This is a genomic window from Parabacteroides sp. Y3-G-102, assembly GCF_023656845.1.
GTDB lineage: Bacteria > Bacteroidota > Bacteroidia > Bacteroidales > Tannerellaceae > Parabacteroides > Parabacteroides distasonis.
Genome location: NZ_JAMOKU010000001.1, coordinates 101,344 through 126,941 on the forward strand (window position 1 = coordinate 101,344; position 25,598 = coordinate 126,941).

At 51.4% G+C, this 25,598-nt stretch carries 25 protein-coding genes and 1 tRNA gene; 5 read left to right on the forward strand and 21 right to left on the reverse strand.

Annotated features, from left to right (window positions below):
* Positions 1-212 precede the first annotated feature (212 nt).
* From NBH16_RS00550 to NBH16_RS00565, 4 genes are read right to left on the reverse strand one after another with little or no spacing between them, the layout of a single operon-like run.
* The gene (locus tag NBH16_RS00550) at positions 213-887 is read right to left on the reverse strand and encodes an RluA family pseudouridine synthase (RefSeq protein ID WP_122144639.1); all 675 of its coding nucleotides are present in this window, start codon (positions 885-887) and stop codon (positions 213-215) included.
* Position 888: 1 nt separating this feature from the next.
* A complete protein-coding gene (fabG, locus tag NBH16_RS00555; protein WP_005855977.1) occupies positions 889-1,635 on the reverse strand; it encodes a 3-oxoacyl-[acyl-carrier-protein] reductase in 747 nt (248 codons plus the stop codon).
* Between the two features lie 20 nt (positions 1,636-1,655).
* Entirely contained in the window at positions 1,656-2,600 is a 945-nt protein-coding gene (locus NBH16_RS00560) for a 3-oxoacyl-ACP synthase III family protein (protein WP_005868085.1), read from the reverse strand.
* 17 nt (positions 2,601-2,617) lie between these two features.
* Positions 2,618-3,211: a TetR/AcrR family transcriptional regulator gene (locus NBH16_RS00565; RefSeq protein ID WP_005855975.1), complete on the reverse strand. Its 594-nt coding sequence runs from the start codon at positions 3,209-3,211 to the stop codon at positions 2,618-2,620.
* 150 nt (positions 3,212-3,361) lie between these two features.
* On the opposite strand from NBH16_RS00565, the gene NBH16_RS00570 reads away from it, so the two are divergent.
* A tRNA-Met gene (locus NBH16_RS00570) sits at positions 3,362-3,433 on the forward strand.
* Between the two features lie 196 nt (positions 3,434-3,629).
* Here NBH16_RS00570 and NBH16_RS00575 read toward each other — a convergent pair.
* The 13 genes from NBH16_RS00575 to NBH16_RS00635 form a co-directional block, all read right to left on the reverse strand.
* On the reverse strand, positions 3,630-5,489 hold the full coding sequence (locus NBH16_RS00575) for a serine hydrolase domain-containing protein (protein ID WP_250787938.1): 1,860 nt from the start codon (positions 5,487-5,489) through the stop codon (positions 3,630-3,632).
* A 27-nt stretch (positions 5,490-5,516) separates the two neighbouring features.
* Positions 5,517-5,930, reverse strand: a complete 414-nt coding sequence (locus NBH16_RS00580; protein ID WP_005855973.1) for a PaaI family thioesterase — start codon at positions 5,928-5,930, stop codon at positions 5,517-5,519.
* Between the two features lie 10 nt (positions 5,931-5,940).
* The gene (gene xpt, locus NBH16_RS00585) at positions 5,941-6,507 is read right to left on the reverse strand and encodes a xanthine phosphoribosyltransferase (RefSeq protein WP_005855972.1); all 567 of its coding nucleotides are present in this window, start codon (positions 6,505-6,507) and stop codon (positions 5,941-5,943) included.
* 6 nt (positions 6,508-6,513) lie between these two features.
* Positions 6,514-7,839 (reverse strand): nucleobase:cation symporter-2 family protein, encoded by a 1,326-nt coding sequence (locus tag NBH16_RS00590; protein ID WP_048928283.1) that lies wholly within the window; start codon positions 7,837-7,839, stop codon positions 6,514-6,516.
* Positions 7,840-7,847: 8 nt separating this feature from the next.
* Positions 7,848-9,734, reverse strand: a complete 1,887-nt coding sequence (locus tag NBH16_RS00595; protein ID WP_048928282.1) for an endonuclease/exonuclease/phosphatase family protein — start codon at positions 9,732-9,734, stop codon at positions 7,848-7,850.
* A gap of 14 nt (positions 9,735-9,748) precedes the next feature.
* Complete coding sequence (locus NBH16_RS00600) at positions 9,749-10,771, reverse strand: threonine aldolase family protein (protein ID WP_005868076.1); 1,023 nt, start codon at positions 10,769-10,771, stop codon at positions 9,749-9,751.
* 76 nt (positions 10,772-10,847) lie between these two features.
* Entirely contained in the window at positions 10,848-11,162 is a 315-nt protein-coding gene (locus NBH16_RS00605; protein ID WP_008778261.1) for a type II toxin-antitoxin system RelE/ParE family toxin, read from the reverse strand.
* The gene (locus NBH16_RS00610; protein ID WP_005868073.1) at positions 11,144-11,380 is read right to left on the reverse strand and encodes a hypothetical protein; all 237 of its coding nucleotides are present in this window, start codon (positions 11,378-11,380) and stop codon (positions 11,144-11,146) included. Before NBH16_RS00610 ends, NBH16_RS00605 begins: the two co-directional genes overlap by 19 nt.
* Positions 11,381-11,448: 68 nt before the next feature.
* A complete protein-coding gene (locus NBH16_RS00615; RefSeq protein WP_044545586.1) occupies positions 11,449-13,131 on the reverse strand; it encodes a hypothetical protein in 1,683 nt (560 codons plus the stop codon).
* Between the two features lie 10 nt (positions 13,132-13,141).
* A complete protein-coding gene (locus NBH16_RS00620) occupies positions 13,142-14,302 on the reverse strand; it encodes a DUF4249 domain-containing protein (protein ID WP_008780321.1) in 1,161 nt (386 codons plus the stop codon).
* A 12-nt stretch (positions 14,303-14,314) separates the two neighbouring features.
* Entirely contained in the window at positions 14,315-17,068 is a 2,754-nt protein-coding gene (locus NBH16_RS00625; protein ID WP_250787939.1) for a TonB-dependent receptor, read from the reverse strand.
* Positions 17,065-17,757, reverse strand: coding sequence for a hypothetical protein (locus NBH16_RS00630; protein WP_121960877.1), 693 nt, complete (start codon positions 17,755-17,757; stop codon positions 17,065-17,067). The genes NBH16_RS00625 and NBH16_RS00630 overlap by 4 nt, the downstream gene beginning before the upstream one ends.
* 38 nt (positions 17,758-17,795) lie before the next feature.
* Positions 17,796-19,526 (reverse strand): PD-(D/E)XK nuclease domain-containing ATP-binding protein, encoded by a 1,731-nt coding sequence (locus tag NBH16_RS00635; protein ID WP_121960878.1) that lies wholly within the window; start codon positions 19,524-19,526, stop codon positions 17,796-17,798.
* A gap of 165 nt (positions 19,527-19,691) precedes the next feature.
* Between NBH16_RS00635 and NBH16_RS00640 the strand changes: the two genes are divergently transcribed.
* Together NBH16_RS00640 and NBH16_RS00645 are read left to right on the forward strand one after the other, a co-directional pair.
* Positions 19,692-20,036 (forward strand): hypothetical protein, encoded by a 345-nt coding sequence (locus tag NBH16_RS00640; RefSeq protein ID WP_005855952.1) that lies wholly within the window; start codon positions 19,692-19,694, stop codon positions 20,034-20,036.
* 119 nt (positions 20,037-20,155) lie between these two features.
* Complete coding sequence (locus tag NBH16_RS00645) at positions 20,156-22,327, forward strand: virulence-associated E family protein (RefSeq protein WP_250787940.1); 2,172 nt, start codon at positions 20,156-20,158, stop codon at positions 22,325-22,327.
* A gap of 219 nt (positions 22,328-22,546) precedes the next feature.
* On the opposite strand, the gene NBH16_RS00650 is transcribed toward NBH16_RS00645, so the two are convergent.
* The 3 genes from NBH16_RS00650 to NBH16_RS00660 all read right to left on the reverse strand — a co-directional run bounded on the left by NBH16_RS00650 (position 22,547) and on the right by NBH16_RS00660 (position 23,889).
* A complete protein-coding gene (locus tag NBH16_RS00650) occupies positions 22,547-23,209 on the reverse strand; it encodes a nucleotidyl transferase AbiEii/AbiGii toxin family protein (protein ID WP_005868067.1) in 663 nt (220 codons plus the stop codon).
* Positions 23,164-23,490 (reverse strand): DUF6922 domain-containing protein, encoded by a 327-nt coding sequence (locus NBH16_RS00655; protein WP_005868066.1) that lies wholly within the window; start codon positions 23,488-23,490, stop codon positions 23,164-23,166. The genes NBH16_RS00650 and NBH16_RS00655 overlap by 46 nt, the downstream gene beginning before the upstream one ends.
* 177 nt (positions 23,491-23,667) lie before the next feature.
* Positions 23,668-23,889: a DUF4248 domain-containing protein gene (locus NBH16_RS00660; protein WP_034527414.1), complete on the reverse strand. Its 222-nt coding sequence runs from the start codon at positions 23,887-23,889 to the stop codon at positions 23,668-23,670.
* A 141-nt stretch (positions 23,890-24,030) separates the two neighbouring features.
* On the opposite strand from NBH16_RS00660, the gene NBH16_RS00665 reads away from it, so the two are divergent.
* Positions 24,031-24,489: an HU family DNA-binding protein gene (locus NBH16_RS00665; RefSeq protein ID WP_005868064.1), complete on the forward strand. Its 459-nt coding sequence runs from the start codon at positions 24,031-24,033 to the stop codon at positions 24,487-24,489.
* Positions 24,490-24,530: 41 nt separating this feature from the next.
* Positions 24,531-25,028, forward strand: coding sequence for a glucosaminidase domain-containing protein (locus NBH16_RS00670; protein ID WP_227793765.1), 498 nt, complete (start codon positions 24,531-24,533; stop codon positions 25,026-25,028).
* On the opposite strand, the gene NBH16_RS00675 is transcribed toward NBH16_RS00670, so the two are convergent.
* Positions 25,021-25,470 carry a hypothetical protein gene (locus NBH16_RS00675; RefSeq protein ID WP_227793766.1) on the reverse strand — a complete coding sequence of 150 codons (450 nt, stop codon included), beginning with the start codon at positions 25,468-25,470 and terminating at the stop codon, positions 25,021-25,023. The two genes, NBH16_RS00670 and NBH16_RS00675, sit on opposite strands and share 8 nt — an antisense overlap.
* Between the last annotated feature and the right edge of the window lie 128 nt (positions 25,471-25,598).

Genomic DNA, 25,598 nt, shown 5'->3' on the forward strand with positions numbered 1-25,598 from the left:
TCTCGAGGACATCGATAATTAACGTTACTTCACTTAATAACAAACCGTATAGCGTTTATGTTAACATTTATACTAAAATTAGGGCATATCCAACTGGGGAATAAATCCACAACCAGCCGGGAAAGTCTACACTTAAAAATAAAAATCCCTTCGAATGAAATGCTTTTTCCATCCGAAAGGATTTCACAGATACCAGATCTTCATCTATTATCTTATTGATCAACCGACAACGCTTTCCACAAATTATCGTCCGGTACGGGAGCGACAATTCGCACGTTCTCTTTTGAAACCGGATGGATAAACTCCGCACTACGTGCGTGCAAGCTAATGCCTCCATCCTTATTGGAACGATCGAAACCATATTTCAGATCTCCCTTGATCGGACATCCCATCTTCGCCAACTGACAGCGGATCTGATGGTGCCGCCCCGTCTTCAAATCGATCTCCAACAGATAATAATTATCCGAATGGGCGATCAATTTATAACGCAGGATGGCTTTCTTGGCATTCGGCCGCTCGGTATCGTAAGCGTAACTCTTATTTTGCTTCTCGTTCCGCACCAGCCAATCCACCAACTCACCCTCATCCTGCGGGGGACGGTTCTTGACGATCGCCCAATATGTCTTGCGCACCTCACCGACACGAAACATCTCGTTCAAGCGAGAGAGGGCCTTGCTCGTCTTGGCGAAAATCACGACCCCGCTCACCGGACGATCCAGACGGTGCGTGACACCGACAAAGACATTCCCGGGCTTGCAATACTTCTCCTTCAGCCATACCTTCAGCATCTCCGAGAGAGGCTTATCCCCCGTCTTGTCGCCTTGCACGATCTCACGGCAGGTCTTATCTACCGCTATAATATGATTATCCTCGTAAATAACCTCCATATTACATGTTCATACCGCCGTCAACCTGAATAACCTGTCCGGATACATAAGAAGACATATCCGAAGCCAAGAAGGTAGCGATATTAGCCACATCCTCGACCGTTCCACCACGGCGCAAAGGAATCTTCTTGCACCACTCGGCACGTACCTCGTCAGACAGCTGAGCGGTCATATCCGTGATGATGAATCCCGGGGCGATAGCGTTCGCACGGATGCCACGAGAACCCAACTCCTGAGCGACAGACTTAGCCAAGCCGATCATACCGGCCTTGGAAGCGGAGTAGTTCGCTTGTCCGGCGTTGCCATGAACACCTACGACAGAAGACATATTGATAATGCTACCCGCACGTTGCTTCATCATGACCGGGGTACAAGCATGGATAAAGTTGAAAGCGGACTTCAAGTTCACGTTCAACACAGCGTCCCATTGTCCCTCGCTCATACGCATCATCAAGCCGTCTTTCGTGATACCGGCGTTGTTCACCAAGATATCGATACGCCCGAAATCCTTCACGATCTCGGCAACGACGTTATGAGTCTCCTCAAAGTTAGCGGCGTTAGAAGCGTATCCTTTCGCCTTTACGCCCAAAGCCTCGATCTCAGCCTGTGTAGCCAAGCCATTCTCATCGATCACCAGATCCGTGAAAGCGATGTTAGCGCCCTCTTGGGCGAACTTCAAGGCGATAGCCTTACCAATACCACGAGCGGCACCCGTTACGACAGCCACTTTACCTTCTAATAGTTTCATATTACTCAAATTTTTTAATATCAATGTTTAATCAAGCAAGCTCCCGTCGAATAGCCACCGCCGAATACCGTGATAGCGATCAAGTCGTCTTTCTTGAAATTCTTATCGTTCTGGGCATATACCAAGGCCGAGCTTACGGAACCCGTATTTCCCAGCTCCTCGATATTGTGCAAAAATTTCTCGTCCGGCAAGTTCAATTGCTTGGCGATATTCGCCATGATACGCATATTCGCCTGATGGCCGATGAAATAAGTAAGGTTATCCAGCGTATAACCGTTCTTCTCCAACAAATGAAGGACATTCTTAGGCATATAGGTACAAGCTTGGATAAATACGTCACGCCCCTCCGGCATCAAGATACCGCCGTCACGAGGACGCAAGTGAACCGCCTCCATCGCTTTCGACAAATGGCCGAGACCTTGCGTGTAGACCTCTACGATCTCAGCGTCGCCCTCACCGATCCGCTCCTTGGAGATAAAGAAAGCGGCAGCGGCATCACCCCATAAATGGCCCGCCTTCGGGTCTGTCTCATTATAATAAGCGGAGTTCTTATCAGCGGAAAGCACCAAAGCCTTGGAAGCCTTCCCCATGGCGAAATATCCCTCCACAACCTCCAAGGCGTTCAAGAAAGAAGAACAAGCCGAGGATAGATATAAAGCTTTCGCGTCAGCGATAGTATACTCATGTTGAACCGTATGCGCGGCCGTCGCAACCGTATCATAAGGAGAATACGAAGCGGAGACGATCAAGTCTACCTCCGTGATATCGTAAGGCAATTTGGGAAGAGCGTCCTTCACGGCCTCAAGGCTCATGGTATTGATATTCTCCCCCTCTTTCGCTTTCGAGCGGGTATGAATTCCCGTCCGTTGCTCAATCCACTCACTTGTCAACCCGCTCAATTCAAGAAAATGTTGGTTATCTACCCGTTCTTCAGGCACATAAAACCCTGTCGCATTAATAAACATTCCTTAGTGTCTTTGATTTACTTAATCTTTATTCCGTTGAATATTAAATTCATCACATTGTCTCTACGTTTAATCCGCTGGCTGATATTATCACCCATGATCCCCCGGATATAGGGCACCTCCAGCCCTTTCAAGGCATGATGGAGCACGAGGGCGGTAATGTCCGTGTCCGGCATGCTGAATATACCCTCCTTCACGCCATCGTCCAATATTCCCTTTATGATCTCCACTTCCCGAAGGTCGAAGCTCTTACGTACCTTCTCCACCCGCCATATATCACGGAAGAAGGTAGCCCGCAACGTACCGTTCCGAAATACCAACGCCTTTACAGCGTCCAAGCGGCTATAGATAAACGTCAGCAACTTCTCGTCCGCCGGCAGATCCTTGCTGGCCACGTCCACCAGCATCTTATGAAGCTGGTCCAGCTCCGACTCCACTACCGCCAAATAGATCTCGTTCTTGCTTTTGAAATACGTATAAAGCGTACGTCTCCCCTTACGAGATGCCTGTGCAATATCGTTCATCGTTGTGTTATCAACCCCCATGCGGGCAAACAATTGTCTGGCCACATCCACCAACATGTCACGTGTTTTAGAAACTGTCATCGGCATTGTATTGCACATTTTGATTAAAACTGTGCGCAAAGTACTTAAAAAAGATCGTATCTACCAAGTATATTAAAAAAAACTTGCAATAAATTTGTTTTGTAAGAAAATATCCCTACCTTTGCACTCGCAATCAAGAAATGATAGCAACTATATCGCGGAGTGGAGCAGTGGTAGCTCGTTGGGCTCATAACCCAAAGGTCGTAAGTTCGAGTCTTGCCTCCGCAACTAAAAAAGCCTTCTGGTCATAGACCGGAAGGCTTTTCTTTTTTCGTAACCCAATGGTTTACGGGGTGGGAATCATTGAGTTTTTCCCGTAATCCATTGATTTACGTACCGTAAACCATTCGCTTACGCCCAACAAGTCACATAGGCTTACGTCCGGGGGCTCTTATTGGTTTCCCGGACGTAGGGCCTACAGTTCCTATCTCAAGGCAGGCAAGATATATTTCCATATCAAGTTGATCTCGGCCTGCATATCGCCGATATTCGCGGTCATGGCGATTACCGCATCTTGCTCGGGCAATATAATAATGTATTGTCCATTGGCTCCATCGGCACGAACGGCGTTATGGCGGCAACGCCACATCTGGTAACCGTAGCCTTGTAACCAGTCGCTATCTTTCGGCTTCATCTTCAAGTTCTCCGGTCTCATACCGGCGGGCAAAGAGGCTATCTTGGAGGTGGTGGCTTCCTCTATCCAGCTTTCGGGGAGCAATTGCTTATCGTTCCATTTTCCCTTTTGCAGGAAAAACTGACCCATTTTCGCTAGATCCTCGGTCTTGAGATACAAACCCCAACCACCGCAATTGACGCCTTGGGGACTCTCTTCCCAAGTAGCGCCGACGATACCCAGCGGACGGAACAGACGGGGATAGAGATAATTGATCACCTTCTCCCCCGTCACCTTCTGGATGATAGCGGAAAGCATATACGTGCCGAGGCTGTTGTATACGAAATAGGTTCCCGGTTTATGTACCAACGGCGCCGAGAGGAAGAGCTTTGCCCAATCGGCCTTCTCGTTCCCCTTCTGCCGTACTAAAGCGGTGGGATCGACATCATGGCCGGAGGACATGGTCAATAGGTGACGTATCTCCAGCTCTTTCAAGTAAGGGCTTACCTCGGCCGGTAATTGGTCGGGGAAGAAGGAGATCACCTTGTCCGTGACCTTCAATTTACCCTCCGCGACGGCAAAACCGATAGCCGTAGCCGTAAAGGTCTTGCTAACGGAGTTCAAGACATGCGGCGTATGGCGGTCGCCCTCACCCAGCCATTGCTCCTTTACGACCTTTCCATGCTGGAGGATCATGATACTATGCAAGTCTTGATCCGCCTTTTTCACCGCCCGCAGATAATTGCCGAACGCCTTATCCAAGGCTTTCGAGGCTTCCGCACGAGGGAGTTCCTTGGTCAGGTCGTTATAACTGATCAGGTCTATGTTCTTATCCTTCAAGGCTTGCTTCACCTTCGGACTGGTAAAAAGATCGGTCACGCCTTGACGGTCCATCGCCACGTTCTCGTAGCCGATATGCCCGACGGTTTTCATCTCCTCGTTATCCAAGGCCGGGTGATCCAAGAACATATAGCGTTTACCGGGTTCCAGCTTATCCAACATCCGGATGAAACTGGCCTCCTTCTCGGCCGGGGTCTTGGAGGCTCCATCATACCCGGAATAGGTGAAATCGTATTCCTGCATCGCCTCTACCCGATCCACGACCGGCAGATGATATTCCTCGGACAAGCGACGCATCAGCTTCACCACCTCCGGATCGAAACCGGTCGATCCCATATGGCCGGAGATATGGCTGATCTGGGGAATGTTCTTCAAGGCCATCTCTATCTGGGCCCGGGCCTCTTGCTCGATCTCGGCCAAGCTCCATGTATTCTCCAGAATGGCCAGACCCGGGTAGGCGGGATTCGGAGACATCATCGGCAAGAAATAGCCATTGCTATCGGTCAAGCTGGGACAATGCGTCAGCGGACGCCATTTCACGTTATCCCATTCGCTGGTCAGCGTCAGGTGAAGCCCGACATCTATCCCCGGGTTCTCCCTCAACAGCCGGGCGGCCTCGGGGAACCACGAGGTGACAACCATAACCTCTATACAGGTCTCCACCCCATTCTTATACCCTTCCATACACGCTATATTGGCGGAACGGAACGACCCCATGTCATCCGCACGGATGATCAGGCGGGGATTCGTGGCAGGCTGGCTGAATGCCGGCCACGTAGCGGCGAACAACAGGCAGCCGCAAAGGATTCTTTTTACATTTGAAATCTTCATGATATTGATAAATAAGTAACATCTTTTCTATACTTGGGGATGGACCACACAGAAGGTGCCGGAAGATTTGCTCACCAACTTATCGTCGCAATAAATCTCGCACTCACAAAAATGTATATTCCGTCCCGCCTTGATCACGGTACCCTTGGCGATCAGCTCATTGCCCCAAGCGGCCCGTAAGAAAGACATTTTCAACTCTGCCGTCAGCACGTCTTTCTCCAGCGGGGTCATCGTATAGGCGGCGAAACCGGCGATCGTATCCGCCAAAGCAGCCAAGACACCCCCATGCGTCACGCCGCTATATTGTCTCTGCTCGTCATGCAAGGGCATATGCGCCTCTACACGACCTTCCTCGATAACCGTGAAGTCGATCCCCAGAAAATTCACATAAGGATTCGTCTTCGCACGGTTAATCAACTTTTCTTTTATTCTCTCATCCATATCTTTTCCTTTAACGAACCGTTATCTTACAATCATCCAGATTATCGATAATGGCGAGGCTCTCCACACGTATGCCCTTTTCACGCAGCAGGTTCCCGCCATCTTGAAACGCCTTCTCGATAATAAAACCCATACCCTCGATCACGGCTCCCGATTGCTCCGCCAACTCGACCATTCCCATGGCGGCGTTTCCGTAAGCCAAGAAATCATCGATAAACAGGATATGATCCTCCGGGGTTAAGAAGTTATTGCTGATACATACCGTATAGTCACGATCCTTCGTGAAGGAATGGACCACGGTAGAGAGCATGTTCTCCATCGTCTTCGGTTTCTTCTTCTTTACGAAGACCACCGGCAACTGCATGATATAACCCACCATAATGGCCGGGGCGATACCGCTCGCCTCGATGGTCACGATCTTGTTTATCTTACGATCTTGAAAACGACGGATAAATTCCTCGGCGATCTTATACATCAACATCGGGTCCATTTGATGGTTGATAAAACTATCCACTTTAAGGATACCGCCGGGATAACAGCGGCCGTCTTGCAAGATGCGTTGCTTCAATAATTCCATAATTTGTTATTCTGTTTGATCTTCTTTTACACGTATAAATAAATTCGCCAGAATGGCCGTCAAGCCACCCGTCGTTATGCCGGAGGAGAAAATGCCACGGATCACTTGAGGAGCGGCCCCTAGAATATCCGGCATCAGCTCCACCCCCAACCCCAAGGACAAACTAACCGCCAACACCAACGTGGCCTTCCGGTTGATATCTTGGGCGGCGATAATACGGATACCTGCCGCCGCCACCGTACCGAACATCAGCAGGGTAGCTCCTCCCAGCACCGGATCGGGCATCAAGGAGAAGATAACGCCGACAACCGGGAATAATCCCAACAGGATCAGCATACCCGCGATATAATACCCCACGTACCGGCTGGCGACTCCCGTCAGCTGGATGATCCCGTTATTCTGGGCGAAGATAGAGTTCGGGAAAGAGTTAAAAACACCGGAGATAAATGAGTTCACCCCATCCGCCAGCACCCCGCCGGAGACTCGCCTCAGGTAGCCTTCTCCCTCGATCGATTTTCCCGATATCATCGAGTTGGCCGTAATATCCCCCGTAGCCTCGATCGCCGTGATCAGATAGATCAATGCGATCGCCACGAATGAAGAGATATTAAAATCCAATCCATATTTGAAAGGAACCGGGATATTAAACCCTCTCAGGTTTTGCGAGGAGACAGCCTCCATATCCACCATCCCCATGGCGAAAGCGATCGCATAACCGATACACAACCCTAGCACGATGGAACTCATCCGCAAGTACTTGTTCTTACAACGATTGAAGAACAAGACACTCAACAAGACGCACACAGCTACTCCGATATTACGCAAACTACCGAACGTACCGTTATCCATAGCCGTATACCCCCCGCCGCAAGCGACCACTCCTACCTTGATCAAGCTCAAGCCGATGAGCAACACCACGATACCCGATACCAAGGGAGTAATCACCGAGCGCAGATATTTAAAAGTACGGCTCACGATCATCTCTACCGGAGAGGCGACGATACAAACGCCGAAAATAAGGGGAAGCCCTCCCGCCAAACCAGCCGTGATAATCGGGCCGATAAACGAGAAGCTGGTTCCTTGGATACATAGCAGCCCCGCCCCGACCGGTCCTAATTTACGACATTGAACGAATGTGGATACCCCGGAGGCGAATAGGGCCATGGAAACCAAGAAACCGGTCGTCTCCAGATCCAGTTTCAGCGCCCCGGCGATAATCAAGGGAGGTGTTATGATCGCAACGAAAATAGCCAGCAGATGTTGGATGGCGGCAAAAAGCGTCTCTTTCAAAGGCGGACGGTCATCGATCCCGTAAATCAAATCCGTATTCATCCTGTCTCTTATAATTTCAAGTCTAATAAGGTCTCCCCTTTTGCGTTCAACACTTGTACACTCATCTCGTCTCCTTTCTTCCGCAATACCATCACCGTAGCCGAATCGAGCTTATACCCCCCGCCTACGATCACCGGGAAGTTGTTTCCCAACGAGCCTTTCGGGTGGAAGGCGTATTGATGCGTATGGGCGGATATATTCACGTTGAAAGGGGCTTTCGCCAACAGGCTTCCCCAAAGCTCCGGACAAGGCTCATAGGCATCCCCGTTTCCGTAGATAGGGATATGGTTCAATAAAACCCGCTTCGAGGCTTGCTTAAACTCCTTGCCGTTCAATTCTTTCGAGAGGAAACTCACTTGATCTTTCCGGAGACCGGTGAAATCGTTCAGGCCATAATACACCCATGTGCTATCCGGTTTATCCTCGCCGCAATCCAGCATGACGAAACGGGTATCTCCCCAGTTGAACGCCCCATACGTCTTATCGCCCACATAGTCAAACAAGGCACGCAGGCCGATCGAGTAAGCGTTGCGTATCTCGTGGTTGCCTCTAAGGAAGAAAGCGGGTACATGACTGGCGCCCACCTTCCCGCATAAATAAGCCAAATGATACAAAGCTTCTTTCTCATTGGCGGGATCGTCTATACAATCCCCGTTAAATACCACGAAATCATAAGGGATATCACGCACTTGCCCGTATAAGGCGTCTAGGGTCGGGATATGCTTATGCAGGTCGTTAAAGATCAAGGCCGTGAAATCCTTTTGGGATGCGGAAGGGACCTTGAAAGTGTAGAACGGGGATACCGCCGTCTCGCCAAACTCTTTCTTATAGGCTTGGTAAAGCATGATTTCCTGCGAGCATACCCGGTAGTAATAGGTTTGCCCCGGTCGTAGGTCCGTCAGCCGAATCTTATTATGCAAGCCGTTGCATATCACTTGACCGTCCACGATGGTGCGAGCCTTTTTCAGGTTCAGCGTGTCCGTACCGTATTCTACCCAACTATACGTAGGGACATGGGTCTGCCACATCACCGTTATGCCGCCCTCCGTAGGATTTTGCAGATAGGGCGCCGCATAAAAGATCTCTTCCGGCCTGGCCTTCAAGCGAACCTCCGTTACGACCGGGCGATGATCCGATGCCACCGCCTCTTCGGGAACCCATGCGGACAAACGGGTAAAGGGCTGTCCATTCTTTACATAACCCGCTATATAGTCCAAACAGCTATCCGGCGTGAAAGCCGGGAATGTAGCCTGTTTAGGATTGCTCAACAGTAGAAAATCCTTGCTGATTTCCGTGATAAAGGGGGAATGCGCCGTAGCGTTCCAATCCCCGGCGATAAACAGGGGCTTATGCGCGAAAGCGGCTTCCCGCCGAAGGATCGGCAAGGAAAGCATCCGGTCTTCCGGCGTCAAGGAAAGGTGCGTGCAGCAGAAGATATATCTCTCAAACTCGACCCATAGCAAGACCCGTTCCTCCTCCCGTCCGGGAAGGGCGATATAGCGGTAGCTCACCGGCTTCTCCTTGCTCAGCATACCTACTCCGTATTTACCGCCATCAAAGTCGATGGCCGGGGCGTAGGTAGGGAACATCAGGGTGCGTTCTCCCAGTGTCCGGAGCACGTCGATCCCGCCGCTTCTTCCGGTCACGCTATCTACCTCCTGTACGGCGACGACATCGGGGGCTACCTTACATATAGCGTCCGCTATACGCCCGAGGTCCGTCACCTCATCCATGCCCCTTCCGTTGCGGATATTATAGCTCATGATACGCAACGTATTCCGCTCGGCATCGCCGCTTTGCTGTGCCAATGCCTTATTTATGGGCAAACATCCGATCATAACGATCGCCCAAATAAACCATTTCCTCATAGGATTCGATCTAATGTTTATATTCATTTTATATCTATACCTTAACCGAATATCTCTTTCAATGACTGCTCGAACTCAGCGATATCCTCGCCGGAAGTATCCCAAGAGGTAACGAGACGGGCCTCGTTGATCTCCTCGTTCCACATATAGAAGAAATATTTATCTTGCAACTTTCTCAACGCCTCGGCAGGGATCGTGAAGAAGAGCTGGTTGGACTCGATCTTCTGCGTAAAATGAATCTCCGGGTACTGTCGTAGCACGTCCGCTAGCTTGGCGGCACTGATATTCGCTTTCATGGCGTTCTCCAGCCAGAGGTTATTTTCCAGATAAGGGATGAACTGGGCGGAGAGATAACGTAGCTTCGAGGCTAGCTGAGCGGATTGCTTTCGGTAAAATCGCAGGTTCTCCGTGATCTCCGGGCGGAACGAGACCACGGCCTCTCCCATCATCATACCGTTTTTCGTGCCTCCGAAGCTCAAGATATCCACGCCTGCGTCTACGGTCACTTGGCGCATCGTGCAATTCAGGTAAGCGCAGGCGTTCGCCAAGCGTGCTCCGTCCATATGCAGATACATATCGTACGAATGTAAGAGATCGGCGATCGCTTTCACTTCCTCTATCGTATAGATCGTACCTAATTCCGATACTTGGGAGATATAAACGGCCTTGGGTTGCGAATGGTGGCAAACCCCGAAGTTCTTCAGATGGGGACGGATCAATTCCGGTGTCAGCTTACCGTCCGTCGTAGGGATCGTGACGATGGCGCAACCGGTCATCCGTGCGGGAGCACCACATTCGTCTACGTTGATATGGGCGGTCTCGGCGCACAGGATGCTATTAAACGGACGGGTTACGGCTTGCAGGGCCACGGAGTTCGCCCCCGTCCCGTTAAACACGAAAAAAGGAGAAGCATCCTTGCCGAACACTTCTTGTATCTTACTCGTAGCGGCCTCTGTCCAAGGATCATCACCATATCCAACCGCATGATTATCATTTGCCTTGATGATCGCATCCATTACCCGGGGATGCACGCCGGAATTGTTGTCACTAGCGAAACTTCTCATCTTTAAATCTGATTTTTCGCCAAAAGTACGGATTTAAGATGAGAATGAGGATATCTTGAATTGTTTTTATTTCATATCAACGACGTTGACGGATGCACATCTCCAACCGCCCGGGACTTTGTCTGCAATCCCAAACAATCAAGACCTCTATTGTACAAGACTTGATTTCATAAAATAAGGCATAGTTACCAGATAGCACATAACGGATATTCTCATCCTCTGTCTTGATCCCCATACGAGGAGAAGAAAGGATTAAACGCATTATCGCCCTAAACTCTCCTAATAATTTAGTGCTGTACGTTTTACTCTTATTACGTTTATTATAATAGTCAAAAATTTCGGTCATATCATTCAAAGCTGATTGAGACCAAATCAACTTTCGTTTACCCATCGCTCCATATATCTATCCAGTCCTTCATCTTCAATAAAACGCCCCTCCGAGATATCTTCTCGCGCATGCTTTATGGCAACCTTTACTTCCGGCGAGAAACGAAGGGCTTGCCTTTCCTCCATCCTATCAATCAAGCTCTTGATACGATGTAACAAATCATCATCATTTATGAGACTGAGCCGTTGTATCAATGATAATTTCAATTCCAATGTTCCCATAATCTTCAATCCGATTTAATTTCCCATAGTAAGGTTACAAAGATAAATAGAATAATCCATATCGCACGCTATTTTACCTGAAATTGTTCCGTCGCGTAGAGGGCCTCGCCGGTTTGGGTCAGGCCCTCGATGGTGATGGTGAAATCACCGGTCAGGTCAGAGGTGGTAAAGGGGATGGATATAGAGGACTCGCCGTTTGTCCGGATATCGGGTCGCCAAAGTAAGGTATGGCGGAAATCCGGAACAGGAGATCGCTTCTCGGCCTCTGTCCGGTAAGCGGGCATATAGAAGATGCGCTGGGCTTGCGTGCCCTCATAATCAAAGAACTGGGTGGAGTTATCGACTACCAGACCCGGGTAATTATGCTCGTAAGAGGAGAAGGAGGCGATACCGTCGAATATCTGCCCACCGAATACGTACTTACCTTTATACACATCGATCTTCCGGATTTTTAGGGGATCGTACTTAAAAATGATCTCGTGATCGGTGATAGGGATACCATCCAATAAAACCAATGAGTTACCGATCGTATACCCGATCCGCTCCTCGGTCAGGACCGCCAACCGGCGAACCCCATCCATCTTACGGAAGCGGAGGCCGGGGATAAACTCGATCACGACTTCCTCCATCGTCGTGAAACGGGTGTACTCATCCAAAAGATAACTCCAATCCGGTTGCCACTGGAACCAAGGCTTCTCCGCTTTTTCCCGAACCAAGGAATCAGACCGGTAAGCATGCAACACCTGTAGCCCCACGCTCCGCTTCACCAACTCATCTTGCCAAGCGGGATTCAATCTCAAGGCGGGAAGTTCCTTCTCCGGATGCGTAGCGTAAGGAGATTCGATGTCCACCCGGTAGCGAGAGGAGGAAGGGGATAAAGCCACCGTCACGATCTCGTGCGTCCCGGATATGTGTTTCGTAAAGAAAGTCACCTCCCCGGCAGCGCCCAGTTGCCCCCCGAAAAGGCGGATCTCCCCCCCGGAAAAGCCCAATAAAGGCCTCACCGCCTCCTTAGACGAAGGTTCGCCCGTAGACAGATCGATCACTTTCCCCGTCAGGATCGGCCCCTCGTATTCCGCCAAGAATTTACGATCGGCAGGCGATGATCCCGTAGTAGGCATGCTTTGTTTCCAATCAACGATACCGCTCCGGGCGGAAGGTTTATACAAGTCAATCCCGGCGATAGAGACCGATAGGGTCTGTAGATCCGGGGGCAGGCCGTTTATCCGGATCTCCCCCCCTGAACGGGTATCATAGGTCATACGGTCCGGCGATACGGAAACCGGGCCCTCTCGCCTCGTAAAAGAGTAAGCGGGCAATAAAGTATCCGTCAGCAGGGCCTCATTCGTCACGAAGGTGTTCACCACCGTCAGCGGCTTCTCAAAGAAGACCTCCTCCCCCTCGTTCCGCATATAACGGGTATAGGCCACCAGCCGATAGTTTCCGGTCGGCAAGGTAGACGGCAATTGCAGGCAACCATTCCCTACCCCCTTCTCCAGCACGAGTCGGGCTTGCACGACCGCCGAGGCGCTATCCAGAAGCTCCACATACCCGACCTTGCTCACGTCGGACAACCGTTGGTCCAAATCCGTGGCAATGAATTTCATCCATACAAGCTCGCCCGACAGATAAAATTGCTTATCCGTTTGCAGATAAACCCGCTCTCGCAATTCCCCTGCGAGAACCGTTTGCCCCGCCCATAAGAGGCAGAGGAGCGACAAGATACATTGTTTTATCATAGACTTCTCCATAGCAACTAAATTATAAATGACTGGTAGGCCACCAAGAGGGCTTCTGTTTCGAACCAAAACGGCCGCAATCCATACAACGTTTCAGCGCATACGTATTACTCGCCGCATTCATCGGATTATAGGAAACATATCCATAATCCGGATTATTATCATATTCCGATCCCTGTACGATCGTGCTTGCGCAGCCCGTAACCTCGGCCTCATATACCTTCTCTATCTCCGGAAAGAAACGCTTGAGGCGAGTCACTGTCGCTACTTCCACGAAACCGATCACCGGAACCTCCGGGTCCGTCACGCAGCGGATATTCCCTTTCATCTCGGAAGGGATAGGGGCAAACAAGCTACCAGACTCCTCTATGTTCTTCTGCAAATTAAAATAGTAGTCGTAAGCCTCCCGGTGCAACGCATATTGTTCCACCTCCGCATGATACAACATCGAGAAACGGCGATCGCTGGGATGATACGAGGCGATACTTTTGTTAGCGATCACGTTCTGCGTCAGCCTATCGGAACTGCCTAGGGAGATCACCTTCGAGCTGTCCTTCCCCCAGCAATAATACCAATTATTCGATGTAAGTAAATCATATATTACGACCGTATTACCCATTTTCTCGGCAGCCATGAAGATCTCCGCCTTCACCTCCCAATTCTCCTTATACATCCAGCGGAAATAAGAGGATCGATCCGGGGCATTATGCGTAGACACACAGAGACGGACCTCCTCTCCCGGCCCCTTCTTCAGCAAGGAGAGAGAGTCGATCGGAGGCGTTATCTCCGGTCCCAGATAGTCCGACTCATACTCCAGCCCATCCAGCGAGATATGTAGCCGGTACCGGCTACCCGGGTCCAGCTCTCCCATATCCACCTTATACTCTCCCTTCCCGGAAGAATTAGCGCAAGTGAAAACAGCTCCATCCTCACGCTCCACCACCACCTTGGCGTTATTCACGAACTCATCCTCCGTGAAATCGTCGGTCAGGCCCACGCTTCTTCGGAGCTTTATCGTAGTCTCGCCATTCGTGATGATACCATCCACGACCAACAAATCCCGTACCTGCTCCAAGCCCTTCGGCTCGTAATCCGTGACACAGGCGGACAATAACAACAGCAAAGCCCCCAGCCACCAATGAAAGCCTTTTATAGAATCTTTTATCTTCGCTTCTTTCCTCATCTCAACTCCCCCCTAAAATTTAATATTATAAGAGACAAACGGGATAGGCACCCCGAATATCGCCATCTTATATCCCTTTAATTTCCCGTTCTCCGATATATAATACACCGAGTAGGCGTTCTTTCGCCCCGTCAGGTTATAGACTCCGAAAGAGATCGTGCTATGCGTGAGCAACGTCAGGTGGTGGCTCGGCTCGATGTTGAACGAGGCGTCCATCCGGAAAAAGTCCGGGATGCGGTATTGATTACGGTCCGAATAGTAGACAAACTCCCCGCCCCCGTAATGATATTTGGAGACCGGCAAGGTGATCGGCCGTCCCGTGCTATAGTCGCAATTCAGCGAGAAGCTGAAACGATGCGTGAACTTATAGTTACCCACGAACTTCAAGTCGTGCGGCTTATCGAAATCGGCGGCGTACCAATCCCCCTTGTTCACGGGAGTGACGATCATCGGGTCGTTCTGCCGCAGTTGCGTGCGAGAGTAGGTATAGCTTACCCAGCCGTTCAACTTCCCTTGCGTTTTCTTCACCATCAGCTCCACGCCATAGGCACGCCCCTCGGTCCTCAGCACGTCCGTCTCGATGTGGTGGTTCATCAGCAGCTCGGCGCCGTTCCGGTAATCTAGGTAATCCTTCATCGTCTTGTAATATCCCTCCAAGGAGACCTCGATCGTATTGTTCAAGAAATTCCGGTATAGCCCGGCGGCCACTTGCATACCCGTCTGCGGCTTGATGTTGGCGTCGCTCAGCTTCCACGTATCCGTGGGCGACATGATCGTCGTATTGGATAGCTTATGGATATTCTGGCGCATCGTATTAAAGCCGGCCTTCACGGAGAAGTCCTCGGTAAAGGCATAACGGGCGGACACCCGGAACTCCGGCCCGTGGTAAGTCTTGAACGCCCCGGTCTTATCCACCGTACCCGTCACGGTAGCCAAGGAAGGCAGTTGGTCGTCGGCATAGAGATTATAGGTACGGGGCCCCAATACGTTAAACATGGAATAACGGACCCCCACGTTCAAGGAGAGTTGGGAGGTGATATCCCAACGATCGCCCACATAGATAGCGGACTCCACCGCTTTCTCCTTCTCCATCCGGTCCTCCTTCACCAACGACTCCCCTCCATAGGGAAGGTATTTCCCCGGCTCCAAGTCGTAAAACAGCGAGCTGGCACCGAAATCCAGCGTATGCTTATCGCTTAGGTAATGCGTGAAGTCCATCTTCCCGTACATCTGGTCGATACGGAAAGCGAGGGAATAAGCATTCACCGGGTTATCCGTATTACGGGTATTGTAGCCATAATGGTCGTAGCCAGCGGTGAGGACCCCCGTGAAACGATCCGAGAAGATATGCCTCCATTTCACCGAGGCGTTGGCGTTCTCGTAGGCATACCGCTCATCCGCGTTAAAGCGGAAACGGTCGTGGCTATAGTAGCCATTCAGATAGAGGTTGTTCCGCTCGTCGAACTTATGGTTAATCGTGGCGTTCAGGTCGTAAAAACCGGCGTTGCCATCCTTATAGCCGCTCTTCTCGGGGAGTTTCTTCAAGATCCAGTCCGAGTAAGTGGTACGTCCGCCCACGATAAAGGAGGTCTTCTCGGAGAAGAGAGGCCCCTCCAAGGTAAGGCGGCTGGTCAGCAAGCCGATGCTCGCCGATCCCTTGAACTCCTTCTTGTTACCCTCCCGGCTGTTGATGTCGAGCACGGAGGAGATACGTCCGCCATACTTGGCGGGGATGCTGCTCTTGTACAGCTCCATGTCCTTCACCACGTCGGGGTTGAAGACGGAGAAGAAGCCGAACAGGTGGGTCGGGTTATAGACCGTCCCGTCGTTGAAGAGAATCAAGTTCTGGTCCGTCGCCCCGCCCCTCACGTTAAAGCCGCTAGAGGCCTCGCCCACCGCCTTCACGCCGGGGAGCGACATGACTACCTTCATGATATCCACCTCGCCGAACGCCATCGGGATATTCTTTATATCCTTCACCTTCAGGCGTTCCACGCCCATCGTCGTATTCCGCACGTTGGCGATCTTCTCGGAGGAGATCGTGACCTCCTTCAAGGTGTAGACCTGTTCCTCCAGCTCGATATCCAGCTTGCCGTCGGAATGGAGCATGATCTGCCGCCGGGTGTCCTTCATGCCCATGCCTTGTATGTACAGCTCGTGTCGTCCGGGAGGGAGGCGCAGCGTATAATAGCCGTAAGCGTCGGTAGTAGCCCCGATCATCGGGTCCTTCACGAACACGGCCACGCCCACCATCGGCTCGCCGGTCTTGAAATCGCTGATATTACCGGTCACCGTGACCCGGTCCGCCGCCTTGCCCGAGGCGTCGCCGATCTCGTAGACCTTGTTCTCCGAGGTAGCCTTCTGCTGCTTCCGGCCCGCCATCAGGGAGATACCGGAGCCTTCCTCGTCGCCATCGCCCTCTCTCCGCTTCTCCCGCAGGAAGAAGTTCTCGGGCAGGGAGGTCATCAAGGTGTTATCTCTCAATACAAAGAAGGCGCCGCCATACGAGGATACTTGGAAGGGAGTCCCCTCCAACGCACGCCGCAACGCCACCAAGGGCTCTTCCTTCTCACTGTGTACGCTAACGACCATGGAGTCCGTCTCCAAGGGTTGCCGGTAGACAGGCTGGCCGGTCTGCCGCTCGATAGCGTCGAACACGACATTCAAGGTTACTTGCCGGAAATCCAGATCGACCGTCCGCTGCGCCCTCACCGTCCAGCCGGACAGCAGGCACATTACCATACCGATATATAGGCTCTTTCTCATGGGATCTCGTTTAACTGTTCATACTGTCTCACCACGGCTACGATGGCTTCCTCGGGAGCGTGCTTGAAATCCAGCTTTCGCCGCTTGATATACCGGGCTAACTCCTTTTTCTTGGACTTGAAGACCTTCAACACGGAGCCCTTGCTCCTCACGGTATAGTAAACGCCCTCCTTCCGGATGTAGTATTTTACGGACTGATCGAAGGATTCATCGAGCTTCATATCTTTTATCGTCTTAGATAATATACAAGACCATTTCCCCAGTACGGTACACTTCCCTTCATACAACCGTAGGTAATAGCCTTCCGGCAGGTTGCCCGACCGCTCGTCCGGATACCTGTAGAAGATATCGTACCCATGAAACTCAGCGTAGTCTACCCGATCGCTCGGCAAGACGATATTATAGCGATTGTCCGGAGAGAGCAGTAATAACTCATTCTTGTACAGGTCTAAGCGCATTTTCACGTCCTTGTAGAGAATGCCTTCGAAGCTAAGATCCCCGGGTACGTATTTCTCGCTCTTCAAATAGGGGTGATTTCTTATCGAGGTGGGATATTTTAATTGCTCCTTCCCATGGTAGATCACGGCTTGGCCGGCGGCGGAAGAGACATAGTCATCCACCGCATCTTGTGCCCTAGCCGTAGCGATAGCCAACGCGCATACGCATAAAAACCCCAGAAGCTTTCTCATAAGATACAGATTTAAAGTTTCATGCCAAATATAGGCATTCAATCACAAGCCACCAAATCCCAGCCTTTAAATATCAGTGTTATCAGGCGAAGTTTCGTATTTCCCTTCGTCTCTCTCACTTTAGGATCTTCGGCATAACGTTTCAATTGCCCGGCAGCCTCAGTCCTCAGCGATTCTATCTCCGGGGTGGAGGCGTCACGACGGGCATATTTCACCTCTACGATATAACTATAGACGATCTCCGGTTGATGCAACAAATCGGGCATCATGTAGAAGTCCGCATATCCCTTATTCGCCTCATACTCCGGATGAATTATATAAGTACGGGTCAAGCCCAAGTAAGCCAACAAAAAGCCCTTTACGTGCGCCTCACCCTCGATAAACTCACGGATAGAGCTTTGTCGCTTCAATTCAGAGGCGAAGTACTCAAAGACAGGTTTCCAGTTTCCCTCGTAGGCCATGCTAGCCACGAGCATCCCCAGCCGATCCATCTCGAGGGAAAATAAATCGGCGCTCCGGTAAGCCTCCACCAAATAGGAGTACAACTGCTCACGAACCGTCAAGTTAGGGATCGCCAATAGGGTACTCCCCCATTTAGTACCCCGTATGGTAAGCAGCCCGAAATAATAGAGCAGGCTCTTAAAATTATCCGGTTTTGCCAGATCCTCGGCGGGGAAAGCCGTCTTGATGGTACCTACGGTCTCGCCATTCGTCACGATGTCTTGGATGATAGAGGCGTTCATGCCCATTTTCTTGTCCAAGCGAATCAAATGACGGAGCTTATTATAATCCGTACGGATGTTGTTATCGATCATGTTCTCCGGAACTTTTTTCAACGGAAGATAATGATTCAGGAAATACAGCACCATATCCGAGTTATACATCGGCTCGTGGAGCGAATCTCTCGAGAAACAGTAATTATCGTACCATGGCTTCATCACGCCGATCACCTCATCTACCTCTCCGGCCAGCATATCCACGTCTTTATAATAAGACAACATATCACGTACCTCCCGCTCGCTAAACCCGATAATCCCGTTAAACCGGGGATCGGTGCTCATATTGGCACCGATATTGAATCCACTTGTCACGTCATCCATGGTGACCGGAGAGACTCCCGTGATGAACATACGCTTGATCGGTCCGTTTCCCGTGGCACCTTCTTTCAGCTTATTAAAGAAATAGCGGAAGAACCCCGTGCCATGTGTCAATTTACGGTAATGCTCATTCCCCACATTGGCGAGTATGGCGTTCGTGAAATTATCATACTCATCGATGAACAGGTAGATCGGAAGATCCAGCAACGTAGCCTGCCCGATCAGGTAGTTCAATTTCTCGTCCGCATTCTTGAGTCTTTTCAATTCACTGGCGAAACCGGGATTGAACATATGTCCGTAAAGCCCGGCGAAAAGATCGAAACGCATCGAGCAATTATCATTGAACGAGGCCAGCAATCGATCCGGGTCCGGATTCACGCCGGCGAAATTAAAATCGAGCACAAGGTATTTCCCTTGCTCCGCCGTAGGATGCGAACCGATATACAGCCCCTCGAAGATTTCCTTGAAACGATCCCGCCTATAGATATCGTAATACCATCTAAGCATGTTGATAAACAAAGACTTTCCAAAACGCCTCGGGCGGATCAAGAAGAAGAAATTGGCAGATTCCTCCAACCACTCGATATAATGAGTCTTATCCACATAATAATACGGCTCTTTCCTAATCCTCTCAAAATCCGTCAGTCCGTAAGGAATCTTCTTTATTATCATAGCGATCTTTGTTTTTATGAGTAATTACAAATATAAGCATATATATCCGGCAAAGCAACAACTTCCGAGGAATTATCACGCGGATAATGTACCTTTGCGACGTTTTTAACTTTAACAATTAATCATATATGAAAAAAAATCAGTTTCCGAGAAGCGGAAACAAGCGTGAGAAAGCTGCTGGATAGTTTGGAAAATGCCCAAAAGGCATGGGTGGACTTGAAAAAAGACGCGAAAGGGGCGCATAAGTTGTTTAAAGACTACCAGCCGGAGGAGGATCTGGTTAAACGGGAGAAGATCATCTACACGGGCTCCGTGAAAGACTTCGTGCGGCTGACGCTGCCCATCCTCGATGACCAACGGTTCCGGGTGAACGGGCAGACGAACCGGGAAGCCATGATACGGGCGCTGGACGAGGTGTTCGAGATACACCCCAACGGCTGCCCGGAGCCAAGGAGCTTCCGGAGCATCCTCTCGACGGCGCAGGAGGAATACGGGAAAGCGCATGAATAACAAGCTTCCCGTTTTTCACAACAAAAGTTAAAACTTGGGAGGCGTCCCAAAGCGCCTCCCTACCTTAGCGCCATCAAGCCAGAGACACTGGCTCTTTTTTTATCACTTAAAAATATAGTATGATAAACACGTCATTATTCGCCCTTTTCGGACGATACAAGGGAGACGCCTCGCTAGCGGGCGTACTGGAAAACATCCAAAGAGGAACGTACAAGCAGTTCATCGACGAGACGCGGGAGGCGCTAGCGTCGGGCGATAAGGAACTGGCCGCCAAACTAAAGAAAAAACTGCCCGCTTTCACCCCACAGGCCACCTACTCCGGGAAACGCCTCGACCCTCACATCACCCGCTATAACCAATTGGTGGTACTCGACATCGACCACGTAGGGGAACGGGAGCTGGAGCGTATCACCCCGCTCGCCACGGAAGCGCCCTACACCGTGGCGTATTTCCGCAGTCCCAGCGGCGACGGGGCGAAACTCATCGCCTACGCCGCCACGGACGAGACCGCCACGCCGGGTAATCACCGGAGGGTCTATGAAGCCATGAGCCGTTGGTACGCCGCCCGGCTCGGCGTGGAGCTGGATACCTCGGGCAGCGACATCGGGCGGCTTTGCTTCGTATCGGACGATCCCGCCCTATACCTCTCGCCTGCCTACCGCTCTTGGCTGGAGGGTACCGGCGAGCTACCGGAGGGCCTCGCCCCGCTACCCCTTACTTGGAAGGAGGAGGTTAGCGAGACGGCTCCCGGGGCGAAGGAAAGGAAGGTGGCCTCGCCACTGGAGAAGGCACGCCGGACCGCCGAGCGGAAAGGCGCCTACGCCGAGGGCAACCGCAATAACTTCATCTTCGTCATGGCCGCACGGGCGAACCGGCTGGGCGTGAAGCGGGCCGAGATGGAGGCTTACGCCGCTACCGCCTTCGCCGACTTGCCGGCGGAGGAGCGCCTCGCCGCCATCGAGAGCGCCTACAGCCACGTGGAGGAGCACGCCGCCGAGACGAGCGCCGCCACCTCCCGGAAAAAGGGCGGGGGCCCGCTGGACGTGGTCGCCGTGGAGAATTATATATCCGAGCGTTTCCTCACCCGCAAGAACGCCGTGAGGGGGTACGTGGAGGTGGCCTCGAAGAAAAAGCGGAACGGTCAAAAGCCGGTCTTCAAGCCGGTGACCGACTACTGGGTGAACTCGCTCTGGCGGAGTCTCCTGAAGGACGGCCACTACTGCTCGCATAACGACATCCGGGCCATACTGATGTCGGACTTCAGCGAGACGTTCCACCCTTTCCGCTCGTATTTCGAGGGGCTGGCCCCGTGGGACGGGGTGACGGACTGGATCGGGCAGCTGGCCGATACCGTGGACACCACCCGGCCCGCCTTCTGGCGGGGTTGCCTCAAGCGCTGGCTTATCGCCGGGGTGGCCGGATCCATGGAGCTAGGCGTGGAAAACCATACCATCCTGCTGCTGGCCGGCGGGCAGGGGCTGGGCAAGACCTCGTGGCTGCGGAACCTCGTGCCGCCCGAGTTGCGGGACTATCTTTTCACGGGCAATGTCAATCCGTATAGCAAGGGTTTCCCACAGATGATGGTGGACTGCCTCTTGATCGTCATCGACGAGATGTCCGGCCAGAGCTACGCCGATCTGAACCGCCTCAAGGCGCTCACCTCCACCGGGGTCATCTACCTGCGCCGCCCGTACGGACACTATGCCGAGACGCAGATACGCCACGCCTCCTTCGCCGCCACGGTGAACGACTTGCAATCGCTGCCGGACGATAACGAGTCTCGCCGCTTCCTCTGCTTCGAGGCCACACGGATCGATTACCAGTCGCCCGTGCGACACGCCGACATCTACGCCCAAGCTCTCGCCCTCTTCCGCCGGGGCGAGAAATACTGGTTCTCCGGCGAAGACATCCGGAAGATCAACGAGAACAACGAGACCTTCCGCCAGCGAAGCCCCGAGGAGGAGTTGTTCTTCACCTATTTCCGCAAACCGGAGCGTTTCGACACGCCACAGTATCTTACGGCGAGCGATATTATGACGAAACTAAGTGTATTTACACGTATCACGCCGACACGTTCTAATATAGTTACGTTGAGCAAGGTGCTGAAAAAACACGGTTTTAAGCTCACGACAATACGTGGAAAACGCCTATTTGAGGTCGTAGAGATCACTCCGGAACAGGTAAAAGACAATTTTTTGAGCACCCCGGAAGAAAAGGGAACGAAGAAGGAAGATGAAAAGAATCATACTGATAACCAAAACAATACAGCGAATCCTAAACTTCCATTTTAAAGCAGGGGGTGCGCAGGGGTGCGCAAAAAAGAGTGGTTGGAAAAACATTTTAGAAATAAATAAATTTGTATCACACACAGCAGTGTGACACAAATTTACATTTACCAGAAAAGTTTTAGGAAAACACGTAAAGATGCGCACCCTTGCGCACCCCGCTATGTTTCAGCGAAGCTCATAAAGCTCCTCAAAAAGAGTTATGGATATCCTTTCTATTACAAATCAAGACCTTTTTCCCTTCAGAGGAAATGGGAACGAATCAAAGACCTTATCTTGATTTCTAGTCATATCAACCAATCTCCTCTCAATTGCTCTCCAATCGTATTTGCCATTCAGCATAACGATATCCTCATCGAAATCTATATCCTCAAAATAAGTAATGGCCTTGAAGGGCCTGATGACATTTGCCCCCGGAAATTTACGCTCATACATTCCCAACATGGAATTGAAAGGGAAACGGGTGGAGAGGAAAGCGATGTCGATGAAATCCTTTAGCCGTGACCCATCGTCGGCGATGGCAGAGAGCTTCATGGCAATAATATCCTGCATGCTGTACAATCTTATACCGTACTCGATATATGGCTTTTCAAGATACTCATAAGAGTGGGTAATGCAGTCAATCTTTATTCCGTCTATGGAACCTTTCAAGGTGTTCCTCTCCATAAAGCCGGTACGGAATCCATATTTATCCATAAGAAATCTCTCCAATTCCGCCGCATCAAACGGTTTCGGAGTGAAAAGATCTAAATCCACACTTCTCCTATGTCCTAAATACAGGGCTAAAGAAGTTCCTCCCGCCAGATTAAAACGGGTCATCGCATTTTCCGCTTCCAGCTTTTTCAGGAGTTCAAGTGTTTTTCCCGAGACAACTTCCGTGTGTAACATTTTAGTTCCTCCTTTTCAAGATTAAAGACAATACAAACAAAATTCATGTCTCGTGGAGATAAGCTTGGGAGTTCTTTTATTATTTCCCGGAATCCCTCTATACCTCCATATAAATTGAATGCGGCATAAAAATCCTTCAACCATCCTCTTTCAATGACACGCTGTACCACAATCTTCCGGGATTTCCACCAGTCAAAATGTGACAGGTCATACTCCCAAAGCAAGGAGGGAGAGATTGAAGAGTCTCCTGTATATGTCTTATATTCATCAAATATAGTCATTTTCCATCCTTTTTATAATATACAAATCTACTGTATTTTACTGGGGTATACAATTTCCATGCGCTTTTTATTGAGACACGGCTCGGAAACCAATGAGATACGGTCGCTAAGTCAATGGAATCCGTCTCGCTTTCCATTGACTTAGCGCCCCTATTCCACCCGGATACCATCCGGCTCTCACGGCTCGCCGAGCGACTCGATGATGGCCCGCACCATGGCGGGCGAATAGACCCGCTCGCCCTCGTGATAACCCAGCGAGCGGAGGCGACCGGGCAGGCCGGGATAGATCGTTATCCAATGTTGCAGCTTGCGGTGGGCCGAGCGGGGATGCAGGTCGGGCAGGTAGACCTCGGCCAGCTCCATCCGCCCGTACGCTCGTATCTTGAATGTTGTTTCCATATCCTAAAGATAGTGAATCTCCGGCATATATCCATCATTTTCCGGAGAAATAATTCACCCGAAATCACCCTAAGTCACCCAAAGCGACAAAGCCCCCATGCCCTGCCGTATCTTTGTATCAACATTAAAAAACAACACATTATGATCCGCTACAAGAAGTATCAAAACAAGAACGAGAAGAACGTGACAACCTTCAACAAGTGGTACGCCCGTGCCGTATGCGAGGAGACGGTAGATATCGCCGCCTTGGCCGAGCACATGTCCACCCACAACACCCCCTTCTCCACCGGCGCCATCCACGGCATGCTGAAGGACATGGTGAATTGTATCAAGGAGCTGCTGATGGACGGCAAGAACGTGAAGATAGACGACCTCGGCATCTTCAGCGTGGGCATCCGCTCGAAGGGGGCCGTCACGCCGGAGGATTTCTCCACGCAAGGCAATATCACCGGCGTACGCCTCCGTGCCCGTGCCACGGGCAACCTCTCCAGCGCCTCGCTCAAGCTGACGGCCAAGCTCCGCGAGTACACCGAGTACTCGAACGGGGAGGTGACCCCGGGAGGTGGCGGGAGCGATTCCGAGAGCCCGGACGAGATTTAGGGAATTGAAAATTGAGAATTGAAAATTGAAAATTAAGTGATATGGAGATTTCTGTTTTTATACGTGAATACGCTCCGCTGGCTGGGGAGGCCGGGCGGGCGTTCCGGATCGATCCGGTGGTGATCTTGGCGCAGGCGGCCATCGAGACGGGTTGGGGCGAGAGTACGCTCTGCCGGGAGTATCATAACTTTTTCGGCATCACGGCCTACGGGCTGCCCAACGTATGGTGGACCGGCCGGTGGACGGAGCTGTCGCCCCGCTCGCTACGTTTCCGGATCTACCCGGACGATAAGTGCTCGTTCATGGATTACTGCCGCCTGCTTCGCTCGGCCTATCCCCGGGCGGCCGACATGAGCGCCAACCCTACGGCCTTCGCCAAGGAGATCGCCTACAGCCCCTACATCAGCGAGGTGAACGGCGACAACCGGGAAGCCTATCGTAAGCTGATCGTCCAGCTTTGCCGAAAAGTCAGCTCGCAACTATCAATCGTTAATCAAAAGGGCGGGCAGATGCCGTCCCTATCATCAACTGTCAACTAAAATGAAATACCTTGAACTCATCCTCCGTTGCCTCACGGCGCTCCTCCGGGTCATCTTCCCGCAGCATCCCCCTGTTCCCGAAACGACAGACGCTACCGGCGCTGCTCCTTCTCCTGCTAGCCCTCCTCTCCCTCCTCATGCGGGAGACGGAGGTGACGCTAGCGGCGATCGGCGCCTCGCTGACGCTCTTCCGCCACGACGGCACCCCTCCTCCCCACCGTTCCCCGGGGCGGACTGGCTGGGTATCTCCGGCTACACCCTCCTCATAGCGGGGTGCGCAGGGTGCCTCTTGAAGTACTGGGGTTATTAGGGGAAATACCGGATGAAGACGACGCAGGGTAACGCAGACTTGTTGATAGTAAACGACATCTGCGTTACTCTGCGTCATCTGGGTCCGGTAAATACGGACTTTTATACCTAATCCCAAGCATATATCCTCCATTTTCCGGAGTAATCAAGATAGATGATCCCGGCATCTTCAACGTGAGCATCCGTTCTGTAGCCCGCCGTGTCGAACGTGAACTAGCCCTCATTTCCCGCCACGGATACGTTCCATGATATCCTGAAACG

Coding starts and splice junctions, on each gene's coding strand:
- NBH16_RS00550 (WP_122144639.1), bottom strand. CDS start 887: ATGGAGGTTATTTACGAGGATAATCATATTATAGCGGTAGATAAGACC.
- fabG (WP_005855977.1), bottom strand. CDS start 1,635: ATGAAACTATTAGAAGGTAAAGTGGCTGTCGTAACGGGTGCCGCTCGT.
- NBH16_RS00560 (WP_005868085.1), bottom strand. CDS start 2,600: ATGTTTATTAATGCGACAGGGTTTTATGTGCCTGAAGAACGGGTAGAT.
- NBH16_RS00565 (WP_005855975.1), bottom strand. CDS start 3,211: ATGCCGATGACAGTTTCTAAAACACGTGACATGTTGGTGGATGTGGCC.
- NBH16_RS00575 (WP_250787938.1), bottom strand. CDS start 5,489: ATGAAGATTTCAAATGTAAAAAGAATCCTTTGCGGCTGCCTGTTGTTC.
- NBH16_RS00580 (WP_005855973.1), bottom strand. CDS start 5,930: ATGGATGAGAGAATAAAAGAAAAGTTGATTAACCGTGCGAAGACGAAT.
- xpt (WP_005855972.1), bottom strand. CDS start 6,507: ATGGAATTATTGAAGCAACGCATCTTGCAAGACGGCCGCTGTTATCCC.
- NBH16_RS00590 (WP_048928283.1), bottom strand. CDS start 7,839: ATGAATACGGATTTGATTTACGGGATCGATGACCGTCCGCCTTTGAAA.
- NBH16_RS00595 (WP_048928282.1), bottom strand. CDS start 9,734: ATGAATATAAACATTAGATCGAATCCTATGAGGAAATGGTTTATTTGG.
- NBH16_RS00600 (WP_005868076.1), bottom strand. CDS start 10,771: ATGAGAAGTTTCGCTAGTGACAACAATTCCGGCGTGCATCCCCGGGTA.
- NBH16_RS00605 (WP_008778261.1), bottom strand. CDS start 11,162: ATGGGTAAACGAAAGTTGATTTGGTCTCAATCAGCTTTGAATGATATG.
- NBH16_RS00610 (WP_005868073.1), bottom strand. CDS start 11,380: ATGGGAACATTGGAATTGAAATTATCATTGATACAACGGCTCAGTCTC.
- NBH16_RS00615 (WP_044545586.1), bottom strand. CDS start 13,131: ATGGAGAAGTCTATGATAAAACAATGTATCTTGTCGCTCCTCTGCCTC.
- NBH16_RS00620 (WP_008780321.1), bottom strand. CDS start 14,302: ATGAGGAAAGAAGCGAAGATAAAAGATTCTATAAAAGGCTTTCATTGG.
- NBH16_RS00625 (WP_250787939.1), bottom strand. CDS start 17,068: ATGAGAAAGAGCCTATATATCGGTATGGTAATGTGCCTGCTGTCCGGC.
- NBH16_RS00630 (WP_121960877.1), bottom strand. CDS start 17,757: ATGAGAAAGCTTCTGGGGTTTTTATGCGTATGCGCGTTGGCTATCGCT.
- NBH16_RS00635 (WP_121960878.1), bottom strand. CDS start 19,526: ATGATAATAAAGAAGATTCCTTACGGACTGACGGATTTTGAGAGGATT.
- NBH16_RS00645 (WP_250787940.1), top strand. CDS start 20,156: ATGATAAACACGTCATTATTCGCCCTTTTCGGACGATACAAGGGAGAC.
- NBH16_RS00650 (WP_005868067.1), bottom strand. CDS start 23,209: ATGTTACACACGGAAGTTGTCTCGGGAAAAACACTTGAACTCCTGAAA.
- NBH16_RS00655 (WP_005868066.1), bottom strand. CDS start 23,490: ATGACTATATTTGATGAATATAAGACATATACAGGAGACTCTTCAATC.
- NBH16_RS00660 (WP_034527414.1), bottom strand. CDS start 23,889: ATGGAAACAACATTCAAGATACGAGCGTACGGGCGGATGGAGCTGGCC.
- NBH16_RS00665 (WP_005868064.1), top strand. CDS start 24,031: ATGATCCGCTACAAGAAGTATCAAAACAAGAACGAGAAGAACGTGACA.
- NBH16_RS00670 (WP_227793765.1), top strand. CDS start 24,531: ATGGAGATTTCTGTTTTTATACGTGAATACGCTCCGCTGGCTGGGGAG.
- NBH16_RS00675 (WP_227793766.1), bottom strand. CDS start 25,470: ATGGAGGATATATGCTTGGGATTAGGTATAAAAGTCCGTATTTACCGG.